Here is a 22,129-nt window from a genome sequence, read left to right as displayed (position 1 = left end):
GTCCGGATCCACACGTCAGGTGTCGTACTCGCCGTCCCAGGGAGCGTAGAAGCCGAGCTGGTCGGGGTGGAGTTCGGCCCAGTCGTCCTCGCCCTCGCCGTCTTCCCCGTCCTCGTTCCCGTCGCCGTGGTGCTCGACGACCAGCCCGAAGAGCACGCCGTCGACCATCAGCCGGAAGGGCCGGATCGCGATGTCTCCGTACTCGCGCCCGGGAAGGCCGTCGAGGAGCGCAGCCATCCGCGCCTCCGCCCGCGCCATGACGGAGCCGTCGCCGCTGGGGTGTTGTTGCTGGTCGGCCTGTGTTCCCGCGTACCAGATGTCCGAATCGATGTGCCGGCCCTCGTGGTCGAACCGGTGCAGAACGACGTAGAGCCGCTTGTGTTCCTCCCAGTCGTCGCCGACCGTGTAGCCGTCCGGGAAGGCGTAGGTGACCGAGGCCAGGAACTGCCCGTCTGCGTACCGCCCGATGGTGTCGGTCCGGTAGCCCGGCTCGTGGGCTATGGGGATGATCGCGGGGACTGCCATGGCGGAACCATAGGCGCGGCAACTGACACCGGCAGCCGGGCCTGCTCCGGCCATGATCTGTGTCACTCGGCATTCCTGATGCCTTGTCCCGTTTGTGAGCACCGTGTCCGAGGTGGGTGGCGCGCGCGGTGGATCCTGTCCGATCCGCAGTGCGCGCAGGTCGTTTCGGCGCCCGGGGGATCGGTGTCGCCGACACGGGGGAGGGCGGGCGGAGTTGCCGACGGCACGGATGCGCGAGCTGTGCTGCATCGACCACGTGCAGGACTTCGGGCTCAGCGGATTCGCCGGCACGCTGTGCTCGCGTGCGACGCTCCGCACCGACGTACCGGTGGTGCTCGCCCTCGCCGGGGCACAGGCGGACGACGAGGACTACCGGCTCGGCAGAGACGTCCGGCTCCTGCTGGAGTCCCCGCTGCCGGACGAGGCGCTCCACGCCGTATGGCTGGCCGCCGTGCGCCGGTGCTTCGATCCGGCCGACGAGGGCACCGGCATCCGCTGCTGGTTGCGCCGGGTCGCGGAGGTCTGCCCGCCGTTCACGCGGGAGCGGGAACAGGCCGAAACGGAGTTCCTCGACCGGCTGCGGCCGACGGTGACGGAGGAGGCGCTGCGGGGGACCGTGGCTGCGGAGATCGAGTCGGCCGCGGCCGCGCTCCGACGGGCCGTCGCGGTCCCGGACATCGTCCCGGCGCTGCTGCGGGTCGTGCGCGAGGCGGACGCCGACCTGGGGTGCCGACTGCTCCTGCGGGCCGCGAAGGCGTACTCCGTGGACGACCAACTGCCGTGCCGGACGGACTGATCCGCCGCCCGGCCGGGCGGCAGGGCCGTCCGCTGAGTACGGGTACTCATGTGCGTCCGGGTACCGGTTGACAGGCTCCGCGGTATGACGAGTGGCAGAGGGGCGCTCACGGCCCTGCATCTCTTTCTGGTCTGGGCGATCATGGCGACCGCGGTGCCGGCGCTCGGCTTCGGGCTGGTGGCGGCGGCCTGGGGCGGCGGTGCCGGTGCGGCGGTGCCGGTCCTGGCGTTGGGCGTGCCGGTGATGGTGGTCCTGCTGGCCGTGGCGGGCCTGCCGGTGAAGGACGTGGTGCCGCTGTGCGGTTCCGTGCCGCGGCGGCTGGGCTGGGCGGTACTGGTCCTCGTTCTCGGCACACTCGGTGTCCTGTCGGGTCTGGCCGCCTACAGCGAGGACGTCGACCTGGGGAGCGCCGGTACCCGGATCGCGCTGACGGGGGTGCCGTACGCCGTGGCCGCGGCGCTCTTCGTGCCGGGCCGGTGGGCGCGGTCGGGGGCCCTGGTGGTGCTGGCGGCCGGGGTGGTCTACGGGGGCTTCGTCGGTCCGGCGCAGTCGCAGCGGCATCAGCACGACGCGGAGGTCGCGCGGTACCGGGAGAAGCCGGAGCTGCTGTACCTGGGCACCGCACCGCCGGGCATGCGGGTCTCCCGCGCGGAGCTCGGCCCGGCCGCCTTCGTCGTCGACTACCGCCCCGTCCGGGAGGGGTACGAGTCGGGGTACGTGAGCCTGGTCGTGCGCTCGTCGTACGCACCGGAGGCCCGATGCCCCGAACCCGCGGAGAAGGGCGTCACCTGCACGGTGGACGCAAACCGGGAGATGGTCATGGTCCGCGGATTTCCCGACGGCACCCGCCAGGTCACCGTTGTCCGCCGCCGGGGGAAGGCGGAGGCCGAGGTCGCCAGCCAGACCCTCGACGAAACCGGGCTGCGCCGTCTCCTGGACACCCTGCACCCGCTGTCGGACACGGAGCTGGAGGAGCTGATGCGGGAGAAGAAGATCGACCACAGACTCTGAGCCCGGTCCGCTGCCGGACTCCGGACTCCGGCAGCGGATCCGCGCTCGGCCTCCGCCGGGAATCGCGCGGGCCGTGTCACGGCGAGGGCGAGTTCCAGTGCGACGCGGGCGGCTCTCCCCCGGCACTTCCTGCTGAAGGAGAGCTGAAGGAGAGCCGCCGCCGTCGCACTCGTGCCGCCCCCGCGCGGCGCCGATTCCGCTCAGGTGGCGCGGCGGGCCCTGCGGCGGCGCACCGCGACGGCGGTGCCGCCGCCCGCGACGATCAGCGCGGCGGCCACACCGGCGATCGCCGCGGTGCTGTCGTTCGTGCCGGTCTCGGCCAGGCCGGAGCCCCTGTCCGCGGCCGGCCGGACGCTGTTGTTCCTCATGGTCCTGTCGATCCAGTCCGCGTAGGCGGGCGCGCTGGTGTAGAGGCCGGGGCCCTGCGAGCAGGGCACGCCCGGGGCGCCGGGCCCCGAGGTGACGCCGATCAGTTCCCAGCGGCCGCCCCGGCCCTTTTGGAGCTGCGGTCCGCCGGAGTCCCCGAAGCACGCCATGGCCTTGGGCACGGTGGTGATCGTGCACAGCCGGGTCCGGTCCGCGTAGCCGGGCGCGCACTCGGATTCGGCACCCCTGCGCGTGTTCAGCTCCTGCAGCCGGTCCGGGAACCTCAACCCGGTGTCGGAGGTCGTTCCGAAGCCCACGAGCCGGGTCGGCGTGCCGGGCTGCCCGGGCCGCTCGGCGATCTCGACGGGCTTCGCGGCGACCGGGCGGTCCAGGCGTATCAGCGCCATGTCGTTCTTGTTGGCGGCCTTGGTCTCGCCGTTCACATAGCCGGGGTGGACGAAGGTCCGGTCGATCTTCCGGACCGTGCCGCCGGACTTTCGGTGTTCGCTGCCGACGCGCACGATGCCGTCCAGCTTCAGGCCGTCGCCCGTCACGCAGTGGGCCGCCGTCAGCACCCACTGCTCGTCGATCAGCGATGCCCCGCAGGTCCCGTCGTTCAGACCGTGCTTCGGGGCCGATTCCGGAATGGTCGCCATGAACGGGTAGCTCTCGGTGGAGTCCGACCCGTTGACGATGGCTGCGGCGCTGCCGGCCAGGACGGTGGCGCAGGCCGCGGCGGTGACGGCGCCGACGGCGGCGGTGCGGACGGTACGGCGGCGCAGCGGCTTGAAGCTGAACACAGGTGGTTCCCTTTTGCTCGGTGGATCCGTGTGCATTCAGCCTCGTCATCCGAGACCCGCAGGACCATCCGGGCAACCGGTCGCCCGATGCTGTGGTCAGCCCCCCTTGAATACTGAGGAAAGCGCGAGCCCCGAGCCTCGCGGCACGGATCGGACGACCACGCCTTGCCCTGCCCCCGCATGACCGTGCGGCGGTGATGTACTAGAGTTATCTCGACATCGAGATATATGCCGAAGGCGCACCGTAGTCCGCCAGTCGGTAAGGGTTACCTAACTAAGCCTTACCTTAGCGGATGGTCGAGGGGCCGTAGGCGGCACCACGCGGCGCCCGCCGTAATGAGGCGCGGCGCGGAGTACGCGCACATTGATGAAGGAGACTGTCGTGTCGGCGAACAGCTTCGACGCCCGCAGCACGCTGCGCGTGGGCGACGAGTCGTACGAGATCTTCAAGCTGGACAAGGTCGAGGGCTCCGCGCGCCTCCCTTACAGCCTGAAGGTGCTGCTGGAGAACCTGCTCCGCACCGAGGACGGCGCGAACATCACCGCCGACCACATCCGGGCCCTCGGCGGCTGGGACTCCCAGGCTCAGCCCAGCCAGGAGATCCAGTTCACGCCGGCCCGCGTGATCATGCAGGACTTCACCGGTGTGCCGTGTGTCGTGGACCTCGCCACCATGCGTGAGGCCGTCAAGGAGCTGGGCGGCGACCCGGCCAAGATCAACCCGCTCGCCCCGGCCGAGCTGGTCATCGACCACTCCGTCATCGCCGACAAGTTCGGCACGAAGGACGCCTTCGGCCAGAACGTCGAGCTGGAGTACGGCCGCAACAAGGAGCGCTACCAGTTCCTGCGCTGGGGCCAGACCGCCTTCGACGAGTTCAAGGTCGTCCCCCCGGGCACCGGCATCGTCCACCAGGTCAACATCGAGCACCTGGCCCGCACGGTCATGGTCCGGGGTGGCCAGGCGTACCCCGACACCCTCGTCGGCACCGACTCGCACACCACCATGGTCAACGGCCTCGGCGTGCTGGGCTGGGGCGTCGGCGGCATCGAGGCCGAGGCCGCGATGCTCGGCCAGCCGGTCTCCATGCTCATCCCGCGCGTCGTCGGCTTCAAGCTGACCGGCGAGCTCCCGGCCGGCACCACCGCCACCGACCTGGTGCTGACCATCACCGAGATGCTCCGCAAGCACGGTGTCGTCGGCAAGTTCGTCGAGTTCTACGGTGAGGGCGTCGCCGCCACCTCGCTCGCCAACCGCGCCACCATCGGCAACATGTCGCCGGAGTTCGGCTCCACCGCCGCGATCTTCCCGATCGACGACGAGACGCTGAAGTACCTGCGCCTGACCGGCCGCGACGAGCAGCAGGTCGCGCTCGTCGAGGCGTACGCCAAGGAGCAGGGCCTCTGGCTGGACCCGGCCGCCGAGCCGGACTTCTCCGAGAAGCTGGAGCTGGACCTGTCGACGGTCGTCCCGTCGATCGCCGGCCCGAAGCGCCCGCAGGACCGCATCATCCTCGCCAACGCCAAGGCGCAGTTCGCCCAGGACGTGCGCAACTACGTCGCGGACGACGAGGAGGCGGGCAAGGAGTCCTTCCCGGCCTCCGACTCCCCGGCCGCGCACAACGGCGTCCCGTCGAACCCGGTCACCGTGACCGCCCCCGACGGCACGACGTACGAGATCGACCACGGCGCCGTCACCGTCGCCGCGATCACCTCCTGCACCAACACCTCGAACCCGTACGTCATGGTCGCCGCGGCGCTCGTGGCGAAGAAGGCGGTCGAGAGGGGCCTGACCCGCAAGCCGTGGGTCAAGACCACCCTCGCCCCGGGCTCGAAGGTCGTCACCGACTACTTCGACAAGGCGGGCCTCACCCCGTACCTCGACAAGGTCGGCTTCAACCTCGTCGGCTACGGCTGCACCACCTGCATCGGCAACTCCGGCCCGCTGCCGGAGGAGGTCTCCAAGGCGGTCAACGAGCACGACCTGGCCGTGACCTCGGTGCTCTCCGGCAACCGTAACTTCGAGGGCCGGATCAACCCCGACGTCAAGATGAACTACCTGGCGTCCCCGCCGCTGGTCGTCGCGTACGCCCTCGCCGGTTCGATGAAGGTGGACATCACCAAGGACGCCCTGGGCATCGACCAGGACGGCAAGCCGGTCTACCTCGCGGACATCTGGCCCTCCGAGGCCGAGGTGAACGACGTCGTCGCCAACTCCATCGGCGAGGACATGTTCAACAAGTCCTACCAGGACGTCTTCGCGGGCGACGCCCAGTGGCAGGCACTGTCGATCCCGACCGGCAACACCTTCGAGTGGGACGCGCAGTCCACCTACGTGCGCAAGCCCCCGTACTTCGAGGGCATGACGATGGAGACGACCCCGGTCGCCGACATCACCGGCGCGCGCGTGCTCGCCAAGCTGGGCGACTCGGTCACCACCGACCACATCTCCCCGGCCGGTGCGATCAAGGCCGACACTCCGGCCGGCAAGTACCTGACGGAGCACGGCGTCGAGCGCCGCGACTTCAACTCGTACGGCTCGCGCCGCGGCAACCACGAGGTCATGATTCGCGGCACCTTCGCGAACATCCGCCTGCGCAACCAGATCGCCCCGGGCACCGAGGGTGGCTTCACCCGCGACTTCACCCAGGCTGACGCGCCGGTGTCGTTCATCTACGACGCCTCGCAGAACTACCAGGCCGCCGGCACCCCGCTGGTCATCCTGGCGGGCAAGGAGTACGGCTCCGGCTCGTCCCGCGACTGGGCCGCCAAGGGCACCGCGCTCCTCGGCGTCAAGGCCGTCATCGCCGAGTCCTACGAGCGCATCCACCGCTCGAACCTCATCGGCATGGGCGTCCTCCCGCTCCAGTTCCCGGAGGGCGCGAGCGCCGAAGCCCTCGGCCTCACCGGCGAGGAGACCTTCTCCTTCACCGGCGTCACCGAGCTGAACAACGGCACCACGCCGCGCACCGTCAAGGTGTCCACCGACACCGGTGTGGAGTTCGACGCGGTCGTCCGCATCGACACCCCCGGTGAGGCGGACTACTACCGCAACGGCGGCATCATGCAGTACGTGCTCCGCAGCCTGATCCGCAAGTAGCAGATCCGGCGGGACACCGGGCCGCACCCCTTCGCAGGACGAAGGGGTGCGGCCCTTTCCCGTACCGGCTCACCGTCGCGCGGTCACCGTCGGAGCGACTTGGGCGAGGTGTAGCCGACGACGTACTTCGACACCGCCGACTGCTTGGTGTTCTTGTGGTTGAGCTTCTCGCCGGAGTTGCCCTCGACCGAGAAGTACGCCTTGTACTTGATGCTGTACGCGGTGAGGACACCGACGTGGTCGATGACGCCGTCCCTGTTCCGGTCGTAGCGGCGGTTGCGCGGGTCGGTCCGGAAGCCGGTGCGGAAGTTGCGGTTGTTCCTGGCGTTGACGCCATTGGCCGCGCCCTCGTACTTGCCCTTCTTCACCTCGGCGTTCTTGCTGGGGTACTGACCGATCACCACCTTTCTCGCCCGCCGGGGGCGGTGGGCCGACGTCACCGCCGTGCACAGCACCGCGCTCGCCGCCGCGGCCATCTGAGCCAGGCCCACTGCGCGACCGATGCCGTCGAATCCGCCAGGGCCGCCCTGCACGAGGCCCTCCGCATCCACTCGTCATCCACGCGCTCAACCCCGAGGCGAACCAGGTCCCCGCACTCCTGCGCGACCTCGGCGGTCCACCGGACCCGGAAACGAGTTGACCGGCCAGGGTCCGGACCGGTCGGATGTACCCGGCCGACGACCGTCGCCACCCCGCCTCCCGAAGGGTGCTCATGCGGCCGGGCAAGATGCATGCCGACGAACCGGACTTCGGTGAATCCCTCGTACACCGGTTGATCGCCTCGCAGTTCCCGGACTGGGCCGGACTGCCCGTCGAGCCGGTCACCCCCGTGGGCACCTCCAACGCCATGTACCGGCTCGGCGAGGACCTCGTGGTGCGACTGCCCCGTACGGCGGGGGCCGCCGACGACGTGGCGAAGGAGCAGCGCTGGCTGCCGTGGCTCGCCCCGTCGCTTCCCGCCGCGATCCCCGTACCGCTGGGCAGGGGTGTGCCCGCGGAGGGCTACCCCTGGCACTGGTCGGTCTTCCGCTGGCTCGACGGCGCGAACCCGGTGGCCGGGGAGATCCCCGAACCCGGCCGGCTCGCAACGGACTTGGCCGACTTCATCACCGCGCTGCACCGTATCGACCCCGCCGACGGGCCGCCCTCCTTCCGCAGCGAGCCCCTGACCGCCCGCGACGCCACGACACGCGCCGCGCTCGCGGAACTGCGCGAGGCCGTGGACACCGGCGCGGCGCTCGCCGTGTGGGATGCGGCGCTGGCCGCCTCCGCCCCGACCGGTCCCGCCGTCTGGATCCACGCGGATCTGCAACCCGGCAACCTGCTGCTCGCGAACGGACGGCTCAGCGCAGTCATCGACTTCGGCTGCATGGGACTGGGCGACGCCGCCGTCGACCTGATCGCGGCCTGGTACCTGCTGCCGGCGCACGCGCGCGGGACCTTCCGTACGGCCCTGAACACCGATGACGCGGCCTGGGCACGGGGGCGTGGCTGGGCGCTGTCGACGGCGCTCGGTGAACTGCGCTACTACCGGGAATCGAATCCCGCCATGGCGGCGATCGCCCGGCACGTCATCCGCGAAGTCCTCGCCGACGACGGGCCCGTGTGATGAGTGGGGCCCTTCGCGTCGGGCGCGGCTGTCGCTCCACCGCCTGACGCGCTGCGCGAAGGCCGCCCGGAACGGATCGAGATCCTCGGGCCGCGGCATGCGCCGCAGTGCAACGGCGCGCGCACGCACCGGACCGTGAACCGGGGGATGCGCCACCCGTAGGTGTCCACCGCTGCCGCGACACCCGGGGGCGAGCCGCAGCCCGCCGCCGCCCCGGTGGAATGCGATCGTGGGCCCGCGGGTTCACAGAGCGACATCGGCACAGAAAGAGCGGAATCATCATGGGCGAGCTGATCCTGATCCGGCACGGCGAGACGGAGTGGTCGCGGTCCGGGCAGCACACGAGCTACACCGATCTGCCCCTGACCGTCCTCGGGGAACGGCAGGCCCGAGCCCTGGCGCCGCTGCTCGCCGACCGGCGGATCGCGCTCACCCTCGTCAGCCCTGCCGTACGCGCCCGGCGCACCGCCGAGCTCGCCGGGCTCGCCGCGCCCCGCATCACACCCGAGCTGCGCGAATGGGACTACGGCGGCTACGAAGGGGTGACCACCGACGAGATCCACCGGACCCGTCCGGACTGGAACCTCTGGACGGACGGGGTCGCCCCCGGACCCGAGGCACATCCCGGTGAGACCCCGGCCGAGGTCGGGGAACGCGCCGACCGGGTGCTGGCCGAAGTCGCGGAGGCGGCCGGGCGGGACGAGGACGAGGACATCGCGCTGGTCGCGCACTCCCATTTCCTGCGCGTGCTCACCGCCCGCTACCTCGGGCTGACGCCGGCCGAGGGCACCCTGTTCCAGCTCGCCACGGGGGCCGTCTCCCGGCTCGGCACCGAGCACGGGAAGCCGGTCATCACGGCGTGGAATGTGACATTGCCCGAGAGCCTGTTCCCCCGGGCCGTTCCGGAGGCCCCGGAACGGGACTGAACGGACCGACGGCCGGTACCCCTCCCCGGGGTACCGGCCGTCGGCCTCGACACAGGTGGAACAGAGGATCAGGAGAGCAACTCCAGTTCCGCCAGCGTGCCTTCACCGGCGAACACCAGGCGGTAGTGCGCGTACGAGCCCGGATCGGTCACCGAGAACACCCTCGTCTGCCTGTCCCAGGCGAACGACTCGGCCGAGCGCTTGTCGAGGTCCTTCCACGTGGTGCCGTCCGATGAGCCCTGGAGGACCCAGCCGCTCGGGGCCCCGGCCGCCTTGTCCGACGTCAGCGTGTACCGGACCGCGTCCGTGGCCGACGGAACCGGCAGGTCCACCGTGGTGACCTTCGCCGAGGTGGCCGACGTGTCGTCGAACAGGGCGCCGTCGCCCTTCAGCACGTCCGCCTGCACCGTCGCCACCTCGTCGTCCGTGGTGATCGAGGTCGGCGCCGCGTCCTTGCCGGTGCCCCACGACGACGGCTTCGGACCCATGTCGAAGTCCAGCACACCGCCCTTGGCCAGCAGGTCGTGCGGCAGTGAAGTGGAGGTCCACTTCTTGCCGTTGACCCGCAGGCCCTGCACATAGATGTTCTGCGCGCTGTTCTTCGGCGCCCTGACGACCAGGTCGCGGCCGTTCTCCAGATGGACCGTGGTCTTCTTGAAGAGCGGGGAGCCGATCGCGTACTCGCCGCTGCCCATCACCAGCGGGTAGAAGCCGAGCGAGGAGAAGAGGAACCAGGCCGACTGCTCGCCGTTGTCCTCGTCGCCGTGGTAGCCCTGCCCGATGTCGCTGCCGGTGTAGAGCCGGCCCAGGACCTCGCGGACCTTCTCCTGCGTCTTCCAGGGCTGCGAGGCCGCGTCGTACATGTAGGTGACGTGGTGCGCGACCTGGTTGCTGTGGCCGTACTGGCCCATCCGAACGTCACGCGCCTCGGTCATCTCGTGGATGACACCGCCGTACGAGCCGACGAACTCCGGGCCGGCCGTCTCCGGCGTGGCGAAGTACGTGTCGAGCTTCTTCGCCAGCCCGGCACGCCCGCCGTACAGGTTCGCCAGGCCCCGGCTGTCCTGCGGGGCGGTGAAGGCGTAGCCCCAGCCGTTGGTCTCCGTGTAGTCGTAGCCCCAGACCCGGGGGTCGTACGTCTCCGACGGGAGCCGCCAGTCGCCCTTGGCGTCCTTGCCCTGGAAGAAACCGGCCTTGTCGTCGAAGAGCCGGACGTAGCTGCGGGCGCGGTTGAGGAAATACTCGGACTCCTCCTTGTAGTGCTGCTTCCTCGTCTTCTCGTAGAGCGCTCGGCCCATCCGTGCGATGCCGTAGTCGTTGAGGTAGCCCTCCAGCGACCAGGACAGGCCCTCGTGGGTGTCGGTGTTCGCGTAACCGGTGAACGGTGACGTCACCATGCCCTTGCGGCCGACGCCCGAGGACGGCGGGACCACCGTGGCGTTCTTCAGTGCCGCGTCGTACGCCGCCTCCGCGTCGAACTTCACGCCCTTGACGTAGGCGTCCGCGAACGCGACGTCCGAGGAGGTGCCGGTCATCAGGTCGGAGTAGCCGGGGGAGGACCAGCGGGAGATCCAGCCGCCGTCCTTGTACTGCTGGACGAAGCCGTCCACCATCTCGCCGGCCCTGTCCGGGGTGAGCAGCGAGTACGCGGGCCACGTCGTGCGGTAGGTGTCCCAGAAGCCGTTGTTGACGTAGACCTTTCCGTCGACGATCTTCGCCCCGGTGTGCGTCGGGGTGTCGGAGCCGACCTGCGGGGAGAACGGGCTGGCGTACTTGTCCTTGCCGCCGACCTTCTCGAAGCCCGAGTTCGGGTACAGGTACAGCCGGTACAGGCTGGAGTAGAGAGTGGTCAGCTGATCGGCCGTGGCACCCTCGACCTCCACCTTGCCCAGGATGTCGTCCCAGGCCCGCTGCGCCCGGTCCTCGACCCGGCCGAAGGAGCGCGAGGCGGGGATCTCGGCGGCCAGGTTCCGCTTCGCCTGGTCGATGCTGATGAGCGAGGTCGCCAGGCGCAGACCGACCGTGCGGTCCTTGCCCGCGTCGAAGCGGAGGTAGCCGGTGACATCGTCGCCACCGCCGCCGGACAGCTTGCCGCTCGCGGTGACCGGGGCGTCGAAGACGCCGTACACGAAGAGCCGGGTGGCGCCGGTCGAGCCGCCGCTCTTCACGTCGGAGAAGCCGGTGAAGGAGCTGGTGGCCGGGTCGAGGGTGAGACCGCCGTCGTTGGAGACGTTGTCGAAGACGATGCTCGCGTCGTCACCGGGGTAGGTGAACCGCATCCGGGCCGCGTGGTCCGACGGCGTCATCTCGGCCTTGAGACCGTTGTCAAATGTCACACCGTAGTAGTGCGGCCTCGCCGTCTCGTTCTCGTGGTGGAACGGCAGCGCACGCGCCGTGCGGGAGGCGTCCGGGGTGCCGTCGGCCGCCGAGGGCATCAGCTGGAAGGTCTGCCGGTCGCCCATCCAGGGGCTAGGTTCATGGCTGGCGCTGAAGGCCTGGAGGGTCGGCAGGTTGTCCTCGTTGTTGCCGCGCGCGTAGTCGTACAGCCAGCTCGTCGAGCCGGCGTTGGTGACCGGTGTCCAGAAGTTGAAGCCGTTCGGGACCGCGGTGGCGGGGAAGTTGTTGCCACGGGAGAAGGCGCCGCTGGAGTTGGTGCCGCGGACCGTCGACGCGTAGTCGGACAGATGCGCGCGGCGCTTCTCGGCGGGCTTCGGGGCGATCTTGATGTCGTCGATCCAGCCCTGGAACTTCGCGGTGCCCTTGGGAGAGTCGTACGCCACCAGGATCCGGTCGACGGTCCTGCCCGCCGCGACCGTGCCGATCGTCGACTCGACCTTGTTCCACTGGTTGACGTACAGCCGCTTGGCGTCGGCCTGGCCCTGCGGGGTCAGCAGGCCGCCGTTGCTGTCGGTGGCCCGCAGATCGCTCAGATACGTGCCGTCCGTGAACGCCAGGTCCACCGCCACGTGCGTCGCCGGGTAGGAGAGGTCGGTCTCGCCCATCTGGGGATAGACCAGATAGGACAGTGAGGTGTCACGGGTGACAGCCGTGTTCACATCGAAGACCTTGTTGTACGAGTAGGCCCGGCCGTCCGCCTTGTGCGTACCGGCGTACCGCAGGGCCTTCTTCCCGCTGAAGCCCGCGCCCGCCTTGGCGGTGGGGGAACCGGCGGGGCCGCGGTCGACCTGGCTGCGCATCTCGTCCGGGGCCGGGGTGGAGGTGTCCCCGTCGGAGAACTGGACGTCGGCGAGCTGGGTCGCGTCCGAGGCGCCGTTGTTCTTCGTGATCCGCAGCCGGAAGTGCTGGTATGCGGTGTCGGACGTGAAATCGTACGACTTCGTCTGGAAGCGCTCGGTGAAGGTCTGACCGGTCCGGGAGTCGAGGTCCTGCCAGTCCTTGCCGTCGGCGGAGCCCTGCAGGGTCCAGTCCTTCGGGTCGCGCTCGTCGTGGTCATTGGCCGAAGTCAGCGCGTACGTCACGACCTTGACCGGTTCGTCCAGATCGAACTCGACCCAGCCGGTGGGCTCGAAGGCCAGCCACTTGGTGCCGGACTCCCCGTCGATCAGGTTCTCCTTGACCTCCCCGCCCCCGGTGTTCTCACCACTGGCGCGGACGTCTGTCACCTTGTCGGTGACATTGCCCGGTATTCCTGCGGAGAAGCCGCCATCGACACCCGATGACCGTTTCTTTCCGTCCGGACCCTCTTCTACGGTGTTGCGCCAGTCCGGCTGCTTTTCGTCCGCTTCGAAGGACGAGCCGAAAGTCCGGTCTCCCGAAGGCGGCCGGCCCTTTTCGTGTGCGCCGGCCGATTGTGCGGCGGCCATGGAGGGCGCGGTCACGACCAGAACGAGTGACGCCGCGATCAGTGCGGCCGTACGGCTTTGTCTCTTGCGAGAACCATGTCGGGGCTGCATGCCGAGCCATTCCTCCCGAGGAGTGCACCTGGACAACGTTGTCAGAGAGATGCGCAAGGTCCAGTAGGGAGCCAAGTGCCGGGATGTGTCAAGGGTGTTGGACGGGAAGCGCAAGCCGAATCGACCGGAATGCGGAAATCGTTACACCCGGGCCAGGAGCATGCGGGGGCCATGTATCCGCGAGGTCTCAACTCGGGAAAGACTGCTGCTCAAACTCGCATTCGATCTTGCTCAGTCGGCCGGAAGTGGACTATACCTGTCGGCGTCCGCACAGCTTTTCGGCGACGCGGGCAAGGGGGACACGGGGGATGGGCCGAGGACAGCACGACGGGTGCATCCGATGCCGGGTCTCCCTGACCCCCCACTGCACATGGCTAGCCTGAAATCAGCACTACCCAAGCGCAACTGACCGCGGTGGCGGGGCCCTTCGCCTGAGGCGAATATCTACGGGCGACCGGTACACACCGCCTGAGTCCTGGAGAAGGCGAGGACTTGAGCATGGGATCGACCTCCGCCCACAAGAATGAGGGCCTTGGCCGTCGCGATGTGATCAAGCGATCGGCCGCACTCGGCCTGATCAGCGTTCCGACGATGGGTTTCCTGTCGGCGTGCGCCAGCGGCGACAGCGGCAGCGACAAGAAGGTCGAGAAGGGCAAGGCCACCAAGGCCAACCCGCTCGGCGTGAACGAGACGGCCCCGCTCGAGGTGGTCATCTTCGACGGCGGCTTCGGCCAGCAGTACGCGATCGACGCGGAGAAGAAGTACAACGCGGCGTTCCCGAAGGCCCCGAAGGTCAAGCACGTCGCGACGCAGAAGATCCAGTCGCAGCTGCAGCCCCGCTTCAACGGCGGCACCCCGCCCGACCTGATCGACAACTCCGGTGCCGAGCAGATGGACATGGGTGTCCTGGTCGGCAAGAAGCAGCTGCTCGACCTGACGCCGCTGATGGACGCCCCGTCCATCGACGACCCGAGCAAGAAGGTCCGCGACACGCTGCGCCCCGGTGTCCTGGAGATGGGTCAGTTCGACGGCGACCCGGTCTGGATCATGTACTACGCGTACACCGTGTACGGCGTCTGGTACTCGCAGACCGCGCTGGAGAAGCTCGACGCGGAGTACCCGGAGGACTGGGACGCCATGCTCGCCCTCTGCGCGAAGGCGAAGAAGCAGGGCATCGCGGGCTGGACGTACGCCGGTAAGTACCCGTACTACCTGCCGTTCTCGCTCTACCCGTTCATCGGCAAGATCGGTGGCCGGGAGGTTCTCGACAAGATCGACAACCTGGAGCCGAACGCCTGGAAGGACCCCGCGGTCAAGGCGGCCTTCGAGGCGTACTACGAGCTGTACAAGAAGGGCTACATCCTCAAGGGCACCCCCGGCCTGACCCACATCCAGTCGCAGACCGAGTGGACCAAGGGCAAGGCGCTCTTCCTCCCGAACGGTTCGTGGGTGGAGAACGAGGCCGCGCCGACCACGCCCAAGGACTTCAAGATGATGGTCGCGGCGCCGTCCAGCCTGGACTCGTCCGACAAGATGCCGTTCGGCACCATCTGGGCGTCCGGCGGCGAGCCCTTCATCGTCCCGGCCAACGCGAAGAACCCCGAGGGCGGCATGGAGCAGCTGCGCATCATGCTCTCCGAGGAGTCCTCGAAGAACTTCACCAAGCAGGTCAAGTCGCTCAGCGCCTTCAACGGCGGCACCGACGGTCTGACCCTGTCGACCGCCATGCAGTCCGGCGTCGACTCGCTGAAGAAGGCCGGCGACAACGTGGTGAACCCGCGTCTGCAGGACTGGTACGTGAAGCTCCAGAAGGAGCAGATCGGCGTCGCCGGTATCGGCGAGATGATGGCCGGCCGCGCGACCCCGGCGGAAGCCATCAAGAAGATCCAGGCCTTCGCCGACGCGGCGGCCAAGGACCAGTCCATCAAGCACTACAAGCACCAGTGAGCAACCGTCACCAGCGGCGGCACCCGCGGAAAGATCGGGGTCGGTAAACGATGCAGCATGGCAAGTACCGTTTCATCGTGGGATTCTTGGTACTCCCACTCGCGTTGTACGCGGTCTTCGTCATTTGGCCGTTCATCCAGTCCATCTACTACTCGTTCACGGACTGGACCGGCCTGAGCCCGGACTTCAAGATGGTCGGGTTCGACAACTACACGAGGATGCTGAAGGACGACATCTTCTGGAAGTCGTTGCAGCACAGCGTGTTGCTTGTGCTGCTGCTGCCGCTGGTGACGCTGGGCCTGGCGCTCTTCTTCGCCTTCATGCTCAATGTCGGAGGCCGACGGCGCAAGAACGCCGCGGTCTCCGGCGTGCGCGGCTCGGGTTTCTACAAGATCGCCTATTTCTTCCCGCAGGTGCTCTCGATCGTCATCGTGGCCCTGCTCTTCCAGTTCGCGTTCAATCCCACCAGCGGGATGCTGAATTCGACACTGAAGACGATCGGTCTCGGCTCCATCCAGCCGGACTGGCTGGGCGACCCGAGTCTCGCGCTGATCTGCGTCATGTCGGTGCTGATCTGGTCGACGGTCGGATTCTTCGTCGTGCTCTTCTCGGCCGGAATGGCGTCCATCCCGAAGGACTTCTACGAGGCGGCGCTCCTCGACGGCGCCAACCGCTTCACCACGTTCTTCAAGATCACGCTTCCGCTGCTCTGGGACACGGTCCAGTCGGGCTGGGTCTACATGGGCATCCTGGCCCTCGGTGTCGAGGCGTTCACCGCCGTGCAGGTCATGACCGTGGGCCCCGGTGGCCCCGACTACTCGACCACCGTCCTGCCGCTGTACGTGTACCAGACGGCCTTCCGCGACGGGCAGGCCGGCTACGCGACGACGATCGGTGTCGGGCTGCTCATCGTCACCATGGCCTTCGCCGCCATCGTGATGCGACTGGGCCGGCGCGATCGGCTGGAGTTCTGATGCTGCGATTCCCGGGAGACGATCCCCGGACCCCCAGCAGGCACCACAGGTCGGCCTCCGTGTCCGGCTCGACAGTACGAGGTGAGTACACGTGAAGACGACTGACACTGCTCCCGCGGCCCCGGCCCCGGACCCGGCCCCGGTGTCCAAGGCGCCCGCGCCCGCCGCCAAGGAGAAGAGCGGCGAGGGCCAGGTCCTCAATGTGTTCTCGCACGGTGTGCTGATCATCTGGGCGATCCTGGTCGTCATGCCGCTGCTCTGGGCGGTGATGGCGTCGTTCAAGACGGACGACTCGATCCTCTCGACGCCGTGGGCGCTGCCCGACAAGCTGCACTTCGAGAACTGGTCGCGCGCCTGGAGCCAGGCGCACATGAGCGACTACTTCTTCAACACCGTCGTGGTGGTGGGCTGCTCGCTCGTCGGCACTCTGCTGCTCGGCTCGATGGCGGCGTACGTACTGGCGCGGTTCGACTTCCCCGGCAACCGCTTCGTCTACTACCTGTTCATCGGCGGGATGAGCTTCCCGATCATCCTGGCGCTGGTCCCGCTGTTCTTCGTCATGAACAACATGGACCTGCTGAACACGCGGCACGGACTGATCATGGTCTACATCGCGTACTCGCTGCCGTTCACCGTCTTCTTCCTCACCTCGTTCTTCCGGACCCTGCCGACCTCGGTGGCGGAAGCCGCGATGCTCGACGGTGCCTCGCACACCCGGACGTTCTTCCAGGTGATGCTGCCGATGGCCAAGCCCGGCCTGATCAGCGTCGGTATCTTCAACTTCCTCGGGCAGTGGAACCAGTACATGCTGCCGACGGTGCTCAACACCGAGCCCAAGTACCGGGTGCTCTCCCAGGGGCTCGTCGAACTGGCCACCAGCCAGGGGTACAAGGGCGACTGGTCCGGTCTCTTCGCCGGTCTGGTGATGGCGATGCTGCCGGTCCTCGCGGCCTACATCATCTTCCAGCGCCAGGTCGTCGCCGGCCTCACCGCGGGTGCGGTGAAGTAGCCGCCCGGCACCACCGTCCCCGTACACACGAACCGCCCGTCGGCCACACGCCGGCGGGCGGTTCGCGCGTGCTCGGGACGGCCGTCCCGAGTGTTCATCCGAGGCTTCGCTTGCTCAAGGTCTTGACGGGGAGTGCCGCAAAACGCTCAGCTTAGAGTTCACATGTTAGAGAAAACGGTAGGAGTGAGAGAGTCGATGGAGACTCCGGGGTCGCAGACATCTCTGCATCGCGCCAACCTTGAGCGGGTCGTGCGTGCGGTACGCATGGCCGGTTCGCTCACCCAGGCGGAGATCGCACGGAGCACCGGCCTGTCAGCGGCCACCGTCTCCAACATCGTTCGTGAACTGAAGGATGGAGGCACGGTCGAGGTCACCCCCACCTCGGCGGGCGGCCGCCGGGCCCGCAGCGTCTCGCTCAGCGGTGACGCGGGCATCGTGATCGGCGTCGACTTCGGCCATACGCACCTGCGGGTGGCGGTCGGCAACCTCGCCCACCAGGTGCTCGCCGAGGAGGCCGAGCCGCTGGACGTCGACGCCTCGTCCGCGCAGGGGTTCGGACGGGCGGAACAACTGGTCAGGCGGCTGATCGAGACGACCGGGATCGCTCCGGACAAGGTGATCGGGGTGGGGCTCGGTGTACCCGGCCCGATCGACGTGGAGTCCGGCACACTGGGCTCCACGTCGATCCTGCCGGGCTGGACGGGCATCAACCCCAGCAAGGAACTGGAGGGCCGGCTCGGTGTGCCGGTGTACGTCGACAACGACGCCAACCTCGGGGCGCTCGGCGAGCTGGTGTGGGGGAGCGGCCGGGGCGTCAAGGACCTCGCGTACATCAAGGTGGCCAGCGGGGTCGGCGCCGGTCTGGTGATCGACGGGCGCATCTACCGGGGTCCGGGCGGCACGGCCGGCGAGATCGGGCACATCACGCTCGACGAATCGGGCCCGGTCTGCCGCTGCGGCAACCGAGGCTGCCTGGAGACCTTCACCGCCGCCCGGTACGTCCTGCCGCTGCTCCAGCCCAGCCACGGGCCCGATCTCACCATGGAACGGGTGGTCCAGCTGGCCCGCGAGGGCGATCCGGGCTGCCGCCGGGTGATCGGCGACGTCGGGCGGCACATCGGCAGCGGGGTGGCCAACCTCTGCAATCTGCTCAACCCCAGCCGGGTGGTCCTCGGCGGATCGCTCGCCGAGGCGGGCGAGTTGGTGCTCGCGCCGATCCGCGACTCGGTCTCGCGCTACGCCATTCCGAGCGCCGCCCGGCAGCTCTCGGTGCTGCCCGGGGCGCTGGGCGGCCGGGCCGAAGTCCTGGGCGCACTGGCCCTGGTGCTCAGCGAGATGGGGGATTCGACCCTTTTGGAGAGCACCATGCCGAAGAGCACTCCTGCCTTCACTTAGATAACGAATGGCACCGTTGTCATCTCGTTAAGGATTTACTCCTTGACGCTGACGTTGCAGCCGAGTTGACTGCCAGCCACCTCGGCCGCAACGTTGCGGCCTCGTCAGGGAGGCAACCCGAAATGAACGCAACGACGCGACGCATCGTCATAGGCACGGCCGCACTCTCCATGGCCGTCTCCCTCGCGGCGTGTGGCAAGGCCGGTGACGACAAGGACTCCGGCAGCGGCGGCGACGGCAAGACCATCGGCCTGCTCCTGCCGGAGAACAAGACCACGCGATACGAGACGTTCGACCGCCCCATCATGGAGGCGAAGATCAAGGCGCTGTGCTCCGACTGCGAGGTCAAGTACAACAACGCCGCGCAGGACAGCGAGACCCAGAAGAAGCAGTTCGACGCGCTCGTCACGCAGGGTGTGAAGGTCATCATCCTGGACACCGTCGACTACAAGGCCGCGAAGTCCTGGGTCCAGCAGGCCGCGAAGAAGGACGTCAAGGTCGTCGCGTACGACCGTCTCGCCGAGGGTCCGATCTCCGCCTATGTGTCGTACGACAACGAGAAGATCGGCCAGCTCCAGGGCGAGGCACTGGTCAAGGCGATGGGCGCCAAGGCCAAGGACAGCAACGTTGTCATGATCAACGGCTCGCCGACCGACCCGAACGCCCCCTTCTTCAAGAAGGGCGCGCACAGCGTCCTCGACAAGCAGGTCAAGAAGGTCGTCTACGAGCAGGACATCCCGGACTGGTCGGCGGACGAGGCCAACAAGAAGATGGGAGCGGCCATCGACTCCCTGGGCAAGGACGGCTTCCAGGGCGTCTACTCCGCCAACGACGGCATGGCCGGCGGCATCATCACGGCCCTGAAGAAGCAGGGCGTGAAGGTTCCGGTCGGCGGTCAGGACTCCGAGCTCGCCGGTCTGCAGCGCATCCTCGCGGGCGAGCAGTCCTTCTCGATCTACAAGCAGATCAAGCCGGAGGCCGAGACCACCGCCGAGATCGCCGTCCGGCTGCTCAAGGGCGAGAAGTTCGACGACCTGGCCCCGGTCAAGGTCGACAGCCTCTCGGGCGAGTTCAAGGGCACCCCGTCCAAGCTGTACGACGCCTCGGTCGTGACCAAGGAGAACATCGCCTCCACGATCGTCGCCGACAAGGTCTACAAGGTCGAGGAGATCTGCACCGCCCAGTACAAGGCGGCCTGTGACGCCGCCGGCATCAAGTAAGCCACCGCCGGCAAGCGTCACCCCGGTCCGGTCCGGCACCCGCCCCGTCCAATGCCCCGCAAGCAAGGGGCGGGCGCCGGACTTCTCACCGGTTCCGGACCGCCCACCGGTCCCGGGCCACTCACAGGTCCCGGGGCTCTCGGCGGTCTTGACCTCATGCCGGTTTTGGACCGATCACCGGCCCCGGACTTCCCACCGGCTCCGGTCCTCGGCGCGCGGTCGTCCCCCGGCGACGGCGCTCTCCAGGACAGCCCCCCGGAGCCCTCCCGGCCCCCGGTGGTCCGGCGACCGGCACTGCCCCTGTGCTCAGCAGCACCATCCCCGCCGGTCAGGCGGCGAAGGAGATGATTCACGTGTCCGCTACGCCCGTGCTGGCGTTGCGCGGAATCTCCAAGCGGTTCGGCGCCGTCCAGGCGCTCACCGATGTGGACCTGGAGATCCGCTCCGGCGAAGTGGTCGCCCTGGTCGGCGACAACGGCGCCGGCAAGTCGACCCTCGTCAAGACCATTTCGGGTGTCCACCCGATCGACGAAGGCGCCATCGAGTGGGAGGGCGCACCGGTCCGCATCAACCGGCCGAACGACGCCCAGGAGCTCGGAGTCGCCACCGTCTACCAGGACTTGGCGCTCTGCGACAACCTCGATGTGGTCGCCAACCTCTTCCTCGGCAGCGAACTGCGCAAGGCCTCCGTCCTCGACGAGATCGGGATGGAGAAGCGCGCCAAGGAACTGCTCGACACGCTGTCCATCCGGATACCCAGCGTCCGTATCCCGGTCGCCTCGCTCTCCGGCGGTCAGCGCCAGGTCGTGGCCATCGCCCGCGCGCTGATCGGTGACCCCAAGGTCGTCATCCTCGACGAGCCGACCGCCGCCCTCGGCGTCGAGCAGACCGCCCAGGTCCTCGACCTCGTCGAGCGGCTGCGCGAGCGCGGCCACGGCGTCATCCTCATCAGCCACAACATGGCCGACGTGCGCGCCGTCGCCGACAAGGTGGCAGTGCTGCGGCTGGGCCGCAACAACGGAGTCTTCGACGTGGCGACCACGTCCCACGAGGAGATCATCTCCGCGATCACCGGTGCCACCGACAATGCCGTCACGCGCCGCCAGGCACGCACAGCCACGAAGGAGGACGCGAAGTGAGCGACCTCGCCAAGACCCCCGAGACCTCCACCGAGAAGCCCGCCACCGAGAAGTCCGCCGCGGCGGTACCGGAGGCCGAGCCGTCGGCGGCCCCGCTGCCCGCGGTCGACCCGCGCCTGCTCGTCCGCGAGGAGGGATTCAAGGGCTACTGGTCCGAGTTCACCCGCAAGGTGCGCGGCGGCGAGCTCGGCTCCCTGCCGGTCCTGGTCGGCCTGATCGTCATCGCGATCGTCTTCCAGTTCCAGAACAGCAACTTCCTCTCCGCCAGCTCCATCGCCAACGTCGCCGTCTACAGCTCCGGCCTCGGCATCATGGCGGTCGGCATCGTCTTCGTGCTGCTGCTCGGCGAGATCGACCTGTCCGTCGGTTCGGTCGCCGGTGTCGGTGCGGCCGTCTGGGCCGTGCTCAGCGTGAACCACGGCTGGAACGACTGGTCGGCGGTGCTCGTCGCGGTGCTCACCGGCATGGTGCTCGGCGCGCTGCACGGCTTCTTCTTCGCCAAGATCGGGGTGCCGGCCTTCGTCGTCACCCTGGCCGGTTTCCTCGGCTGGAGCGGTCTGCAGGAGTGGATGATGGGCGGTGAGGGCTCGATCAACACGCCGTCCGGCAGCATCGTCGAGAACCTCACCAACTACTTCTTCGAGGACAAGGCCGTCGCGTACGGTGTCGCCCTGGTCGCCGTCCTCGCCTACGCCGCCTCGCTCCTGATGGACAGCCGGCGCCGCAGGGCCGCGGGCCTGCCCGCCCGTCCCACCACCGAGGTCCTGCTCCGCACGGGCATCGTCGCGATCCTCTGCTTCGCCGTCGCGTACGTCCTGAACGAGCCCTCCGGTGCCCGCGGCCTGCCGCTGGCCCTGGTGATCTTCCTCGCCGTGCTGGTCGTCGCGGACTTCGTGGCCCGCCGGACCACCTTCGGCCGTCAGGTCTTCGCGGTCGGCGGCAACCCGGAGGCGGCACGCCGCGCAGGCATCAGCGTCGACCGGATCCGGATCATCGTCTTCGCGCTCTCCGGAATGCTGGGCGCCTTCGGCGGCCTGTTCATCGCCAGCCTCTCCGGCGGCGCCACCAAGAGCGTCGGCGGCGGCAACACCCTGATGCTGGTCATCGCGGCCGCCGTCATCGGCGGCACCAGCCTCTTCGGCGGCCGGGGCAAGGTCTGGTCCGCGCTGCTCGGCATGATCGTGATCCAGTCGATCCAGCAGGGCCTGAACATGATCGGGATGGCCAACGCCATCCAGTACATGATCACCGGCGCGGTGCTGCTGGCCGCCGTGGTCATCGACTCGGTCTCCCGCCGCACGCAGAAGACCGCGGGCCGCGCGTAGGAAGCCCTGCGCGGGACCCCGGATATCACACCCGCACCGGAGAGTGCCCCGCGCCCCGACGGGGCGCCGGGCACAG

At 68.6% G+C, this 22,129-nt stretch carries 16 protein-coding genes; 12 read left to right on the top strand and 4 right to left on the bottom strand.

Annotated features, from left to right (window positions below; translation table 11 throughout):
* Window positions 1-15: 15 nt before the first annotated feature.
* A complete protein-coding gene (locus ACFVH0_RS12360; RefSeq protein ID WP_385819499.1) occupies window positions 16-525 on the bottom strand; it encodes a hypothetical protein in 510 nt (169 codons plus the stop codon).
* 214 nt (window positions 526-739) lie between these two features.
* On the opposite strand from ACFVH0_RS12360, the gene ACFVH0_RS12355 reads away from it, so the two are divergent.
* Both ACFVH0_RS12355 and ACFVH0_RS12350 read left to right on the top strand, forming a co-directional pair.
* Entirely contained in the window at window positions 740-1,321 is a 582-nt protein-coding gene (locus ACFVH0_RS12355; RefSeq protein ID WP_385819498.1) for a hypothetical protein, read from the top strand.
* An 84-nt stretch (window positions 1,322-1,405) separates the two neighbouring features.
* Complete coding sequence (locus tag ACFVH0_RS12350) at window positions 1,406-2,332, top strand: hypothetical protein (protein ID WP_385819497.1); 927 nt, start codon at window positions 1,406-1,408, stop codon at window positions 2,330-2,332.
* A gap of 200 nt (window positions 2,333-2,532) precedes the next feature.
* Here the strand turns inward: ACFVH0_RS12350 and ACFVH0_RS12345 are convergent, their stop codons facing one another.
* Window positions 2,533-3,498, bottom strand: coding sequence for a S1 family peptidase (locus tag ACFVH0_RS12345; RefSeq protein ID WP_385819496.1), 966 nt, complete (start codon window positions 3,496-3,498; stop codon window positions 2,533-2,535).
* Window positions 3,499-3,880: 382 nt separating this feature from the next.
* On the opposite strand from ACFVH0_RS12345, the gene acnA reads away from it, so the two are divergent.
* Window positions 3,881-6,595: an aconitate hydratase AcnA gene (gene acnA, locus ACFVH0_RS12340; protein WP_385819495.1), complete on the top strand. Its 2,715-nt coding sequence runs from the start codon at window positions 3,881-3,883 to the stop codon at window positions 6,593-6,595.
* Window positions 6,596-6,678: 83 nt separating this feature from the next.
* On the opposite strand, the gene ACFVH0_RS12335 is transcribed toward acnA, so the two are convergent.
* Window positions 6,679-7,128: a hypothetical protein gene (locus ACFVH0_RS12335; protein WP_385819494.1), complete on the bottom strand. Its 450-nt coding sequence runs from the start codon at window positions 7,126-7,128 to the stop codon at window positions 6,679-6,681.
* Between the two features lie 179 nt (window positions 7,129-7,307).
* Here ACFVH0_RS12335 and ACFVH0_RS12330 point away from each other — a divergent pair, with 179 nt between their 5' ends.
* Complete coding sequence (locus ACFVH0_RS12330) at window positions 7,308-8,204, top strand: aminoglycoside phosphotransferase family protein (RefSeq protein WP_385819493.1); 897 nt, start codon at window positions 7,308-7,310, stop codon at window positions 8,202-8,204.
* Between the two features lie 281 nt (window positions 8,205-8,485).
* Entirely contained in the window at window positions 8,486-9,130 is a 645-nt protein-coding gene (locus tag ACFVH0_RS12325) for a histidine phosphatase family protein (RefSeq protein ID WP_385819492.1), read from the top strand.
* Between the two features lie 68 nt (window positions 9,131-9,198).
* Here ACFVH0_RS12325 and ACFVH0_RS12320 read toward each other — a convergent pair whose 3' ends face one another.
* Entirely contained in the window at window positions 9,199-13,044 is a 3,846-nt protein-coding gene (locus ACFVH0_RS12320) for a GH92 family glycosyl hydrolase (protein WP_385819491.1), read from the bottom strand.
* A 498-nt stretch (window positions 13,045-13,542) separates the two neighbouring features.
* Here ACFVH0_RS12320 and ngcE point away from each other — a divergent pair, with 498 nt between their 5' ends.
* From ngcE to ACFVH0_RS12285, 7 genes are all read left to right on the top strand, one after another.
* Window positions 13,543-14,991 carry an N-acetylglucosamine/diacetylchitobiose ABC transporter substrate-binding protein gene (gene ngcE, locus ACFVH0_RS12315; RefSeq protein WP_385819490.1) on the top strand — a complete coding sequence of 483 codons (1,449 nt, stop codon included), beginning with the start codon at window positions 13,543-13,545 and terminating at the stop codon, window positions 14,989-14,991.
* A 50-nt stretch (window positions 14,992-15,041) separates the two neighbouring features.
* A complete protein-coding gene (locus ACFVH0_RS12310) occupies window positions 15,042-15,965 on the top strand; it encodes a carbohydrate ABC transporter permease (RefSeq protein WP_385819489.1) in 924 nt (307 codons plus the stop codon).
* Between the two features lie 91 nt (window positions 15,966-16,056).
* On the top strand, window positions 16,057-16,974 hold the full coding sequence (locus ACFVH0_RS12305) for a carbohydrate ABC transporter permease (RefSeq protein WP_385819488.1): 918 nt from the start codon (window positions 16,057-16,059) through the stop codon (window positions 16,972-16,974).
* Between the two features lie 195 nt (window positions 16,975-17,169).
* Window positions 17,170-18,369: an ROK family protein gene (locus ACFVH0_RS12300; protein ID WP_385819487.1), complete on the top strand. Its 1,200-nt coding sequence runs from the start codon at window positions 17,170-17,172 to the stop codon at window positions 18,367-18,369.
* Window positions 18,370-18,491: 122 nt separating this feature from the next.
* Entirely contained in the window at window positions 18,492-19,589 is a 1,098-nt protein-coding gene (locus ACFVH0_RS12295; protein ID WP_385819486.1) for a substrate-binding domain-containing protein, read from the top strand.
* 344 nt (window positions 19,590-19,933) lie between these two features.
* The gene (locus ACFVH0_RS12290; protein ID WP_259930850.1) at window positions 19,934-20,728 is read left to right on the top strand and encodes an ATP-binding cassette domain-containing protein; all 795 of its coding nucleotides are present in this window, start codon (window positions 19,934-19,936) and stop codon (window positions 20,726-20,728) included.
* Window positions 20,725-22,053 (top strand): sugar ABC transporter permease, encoded by a 1,329-nt coding sequence (locus tag ACFVH0_RS12285; protein WP_385819485.1) that lies wholly within the window; start codon window positions 20,725-20,727, stop codon window positions 22,051-22,053. Before ACFVH0_RS12290 ends, ACFVH0_RS12285 begins: the two co-directional genes overlap by 4 nt.
* The last annotated feature ends 76 nt before the right edge of the window (window positions 22,054-22,129 follow it).

Source organism: Streptomyces sp. NPDC127117 (assembly GCF_042677325.1).
In the GTDB taxonomy this organism is placed as follows: Bacteria; Actinomycetota; Actinomycetes; order Streptomycetales; family Streptomycetaceae; genus Streptomyces.
Note: the sequence above shows the minus strand (reverse complement) of the source record. Positions and strands in the feature narration are given on the sequence as shown.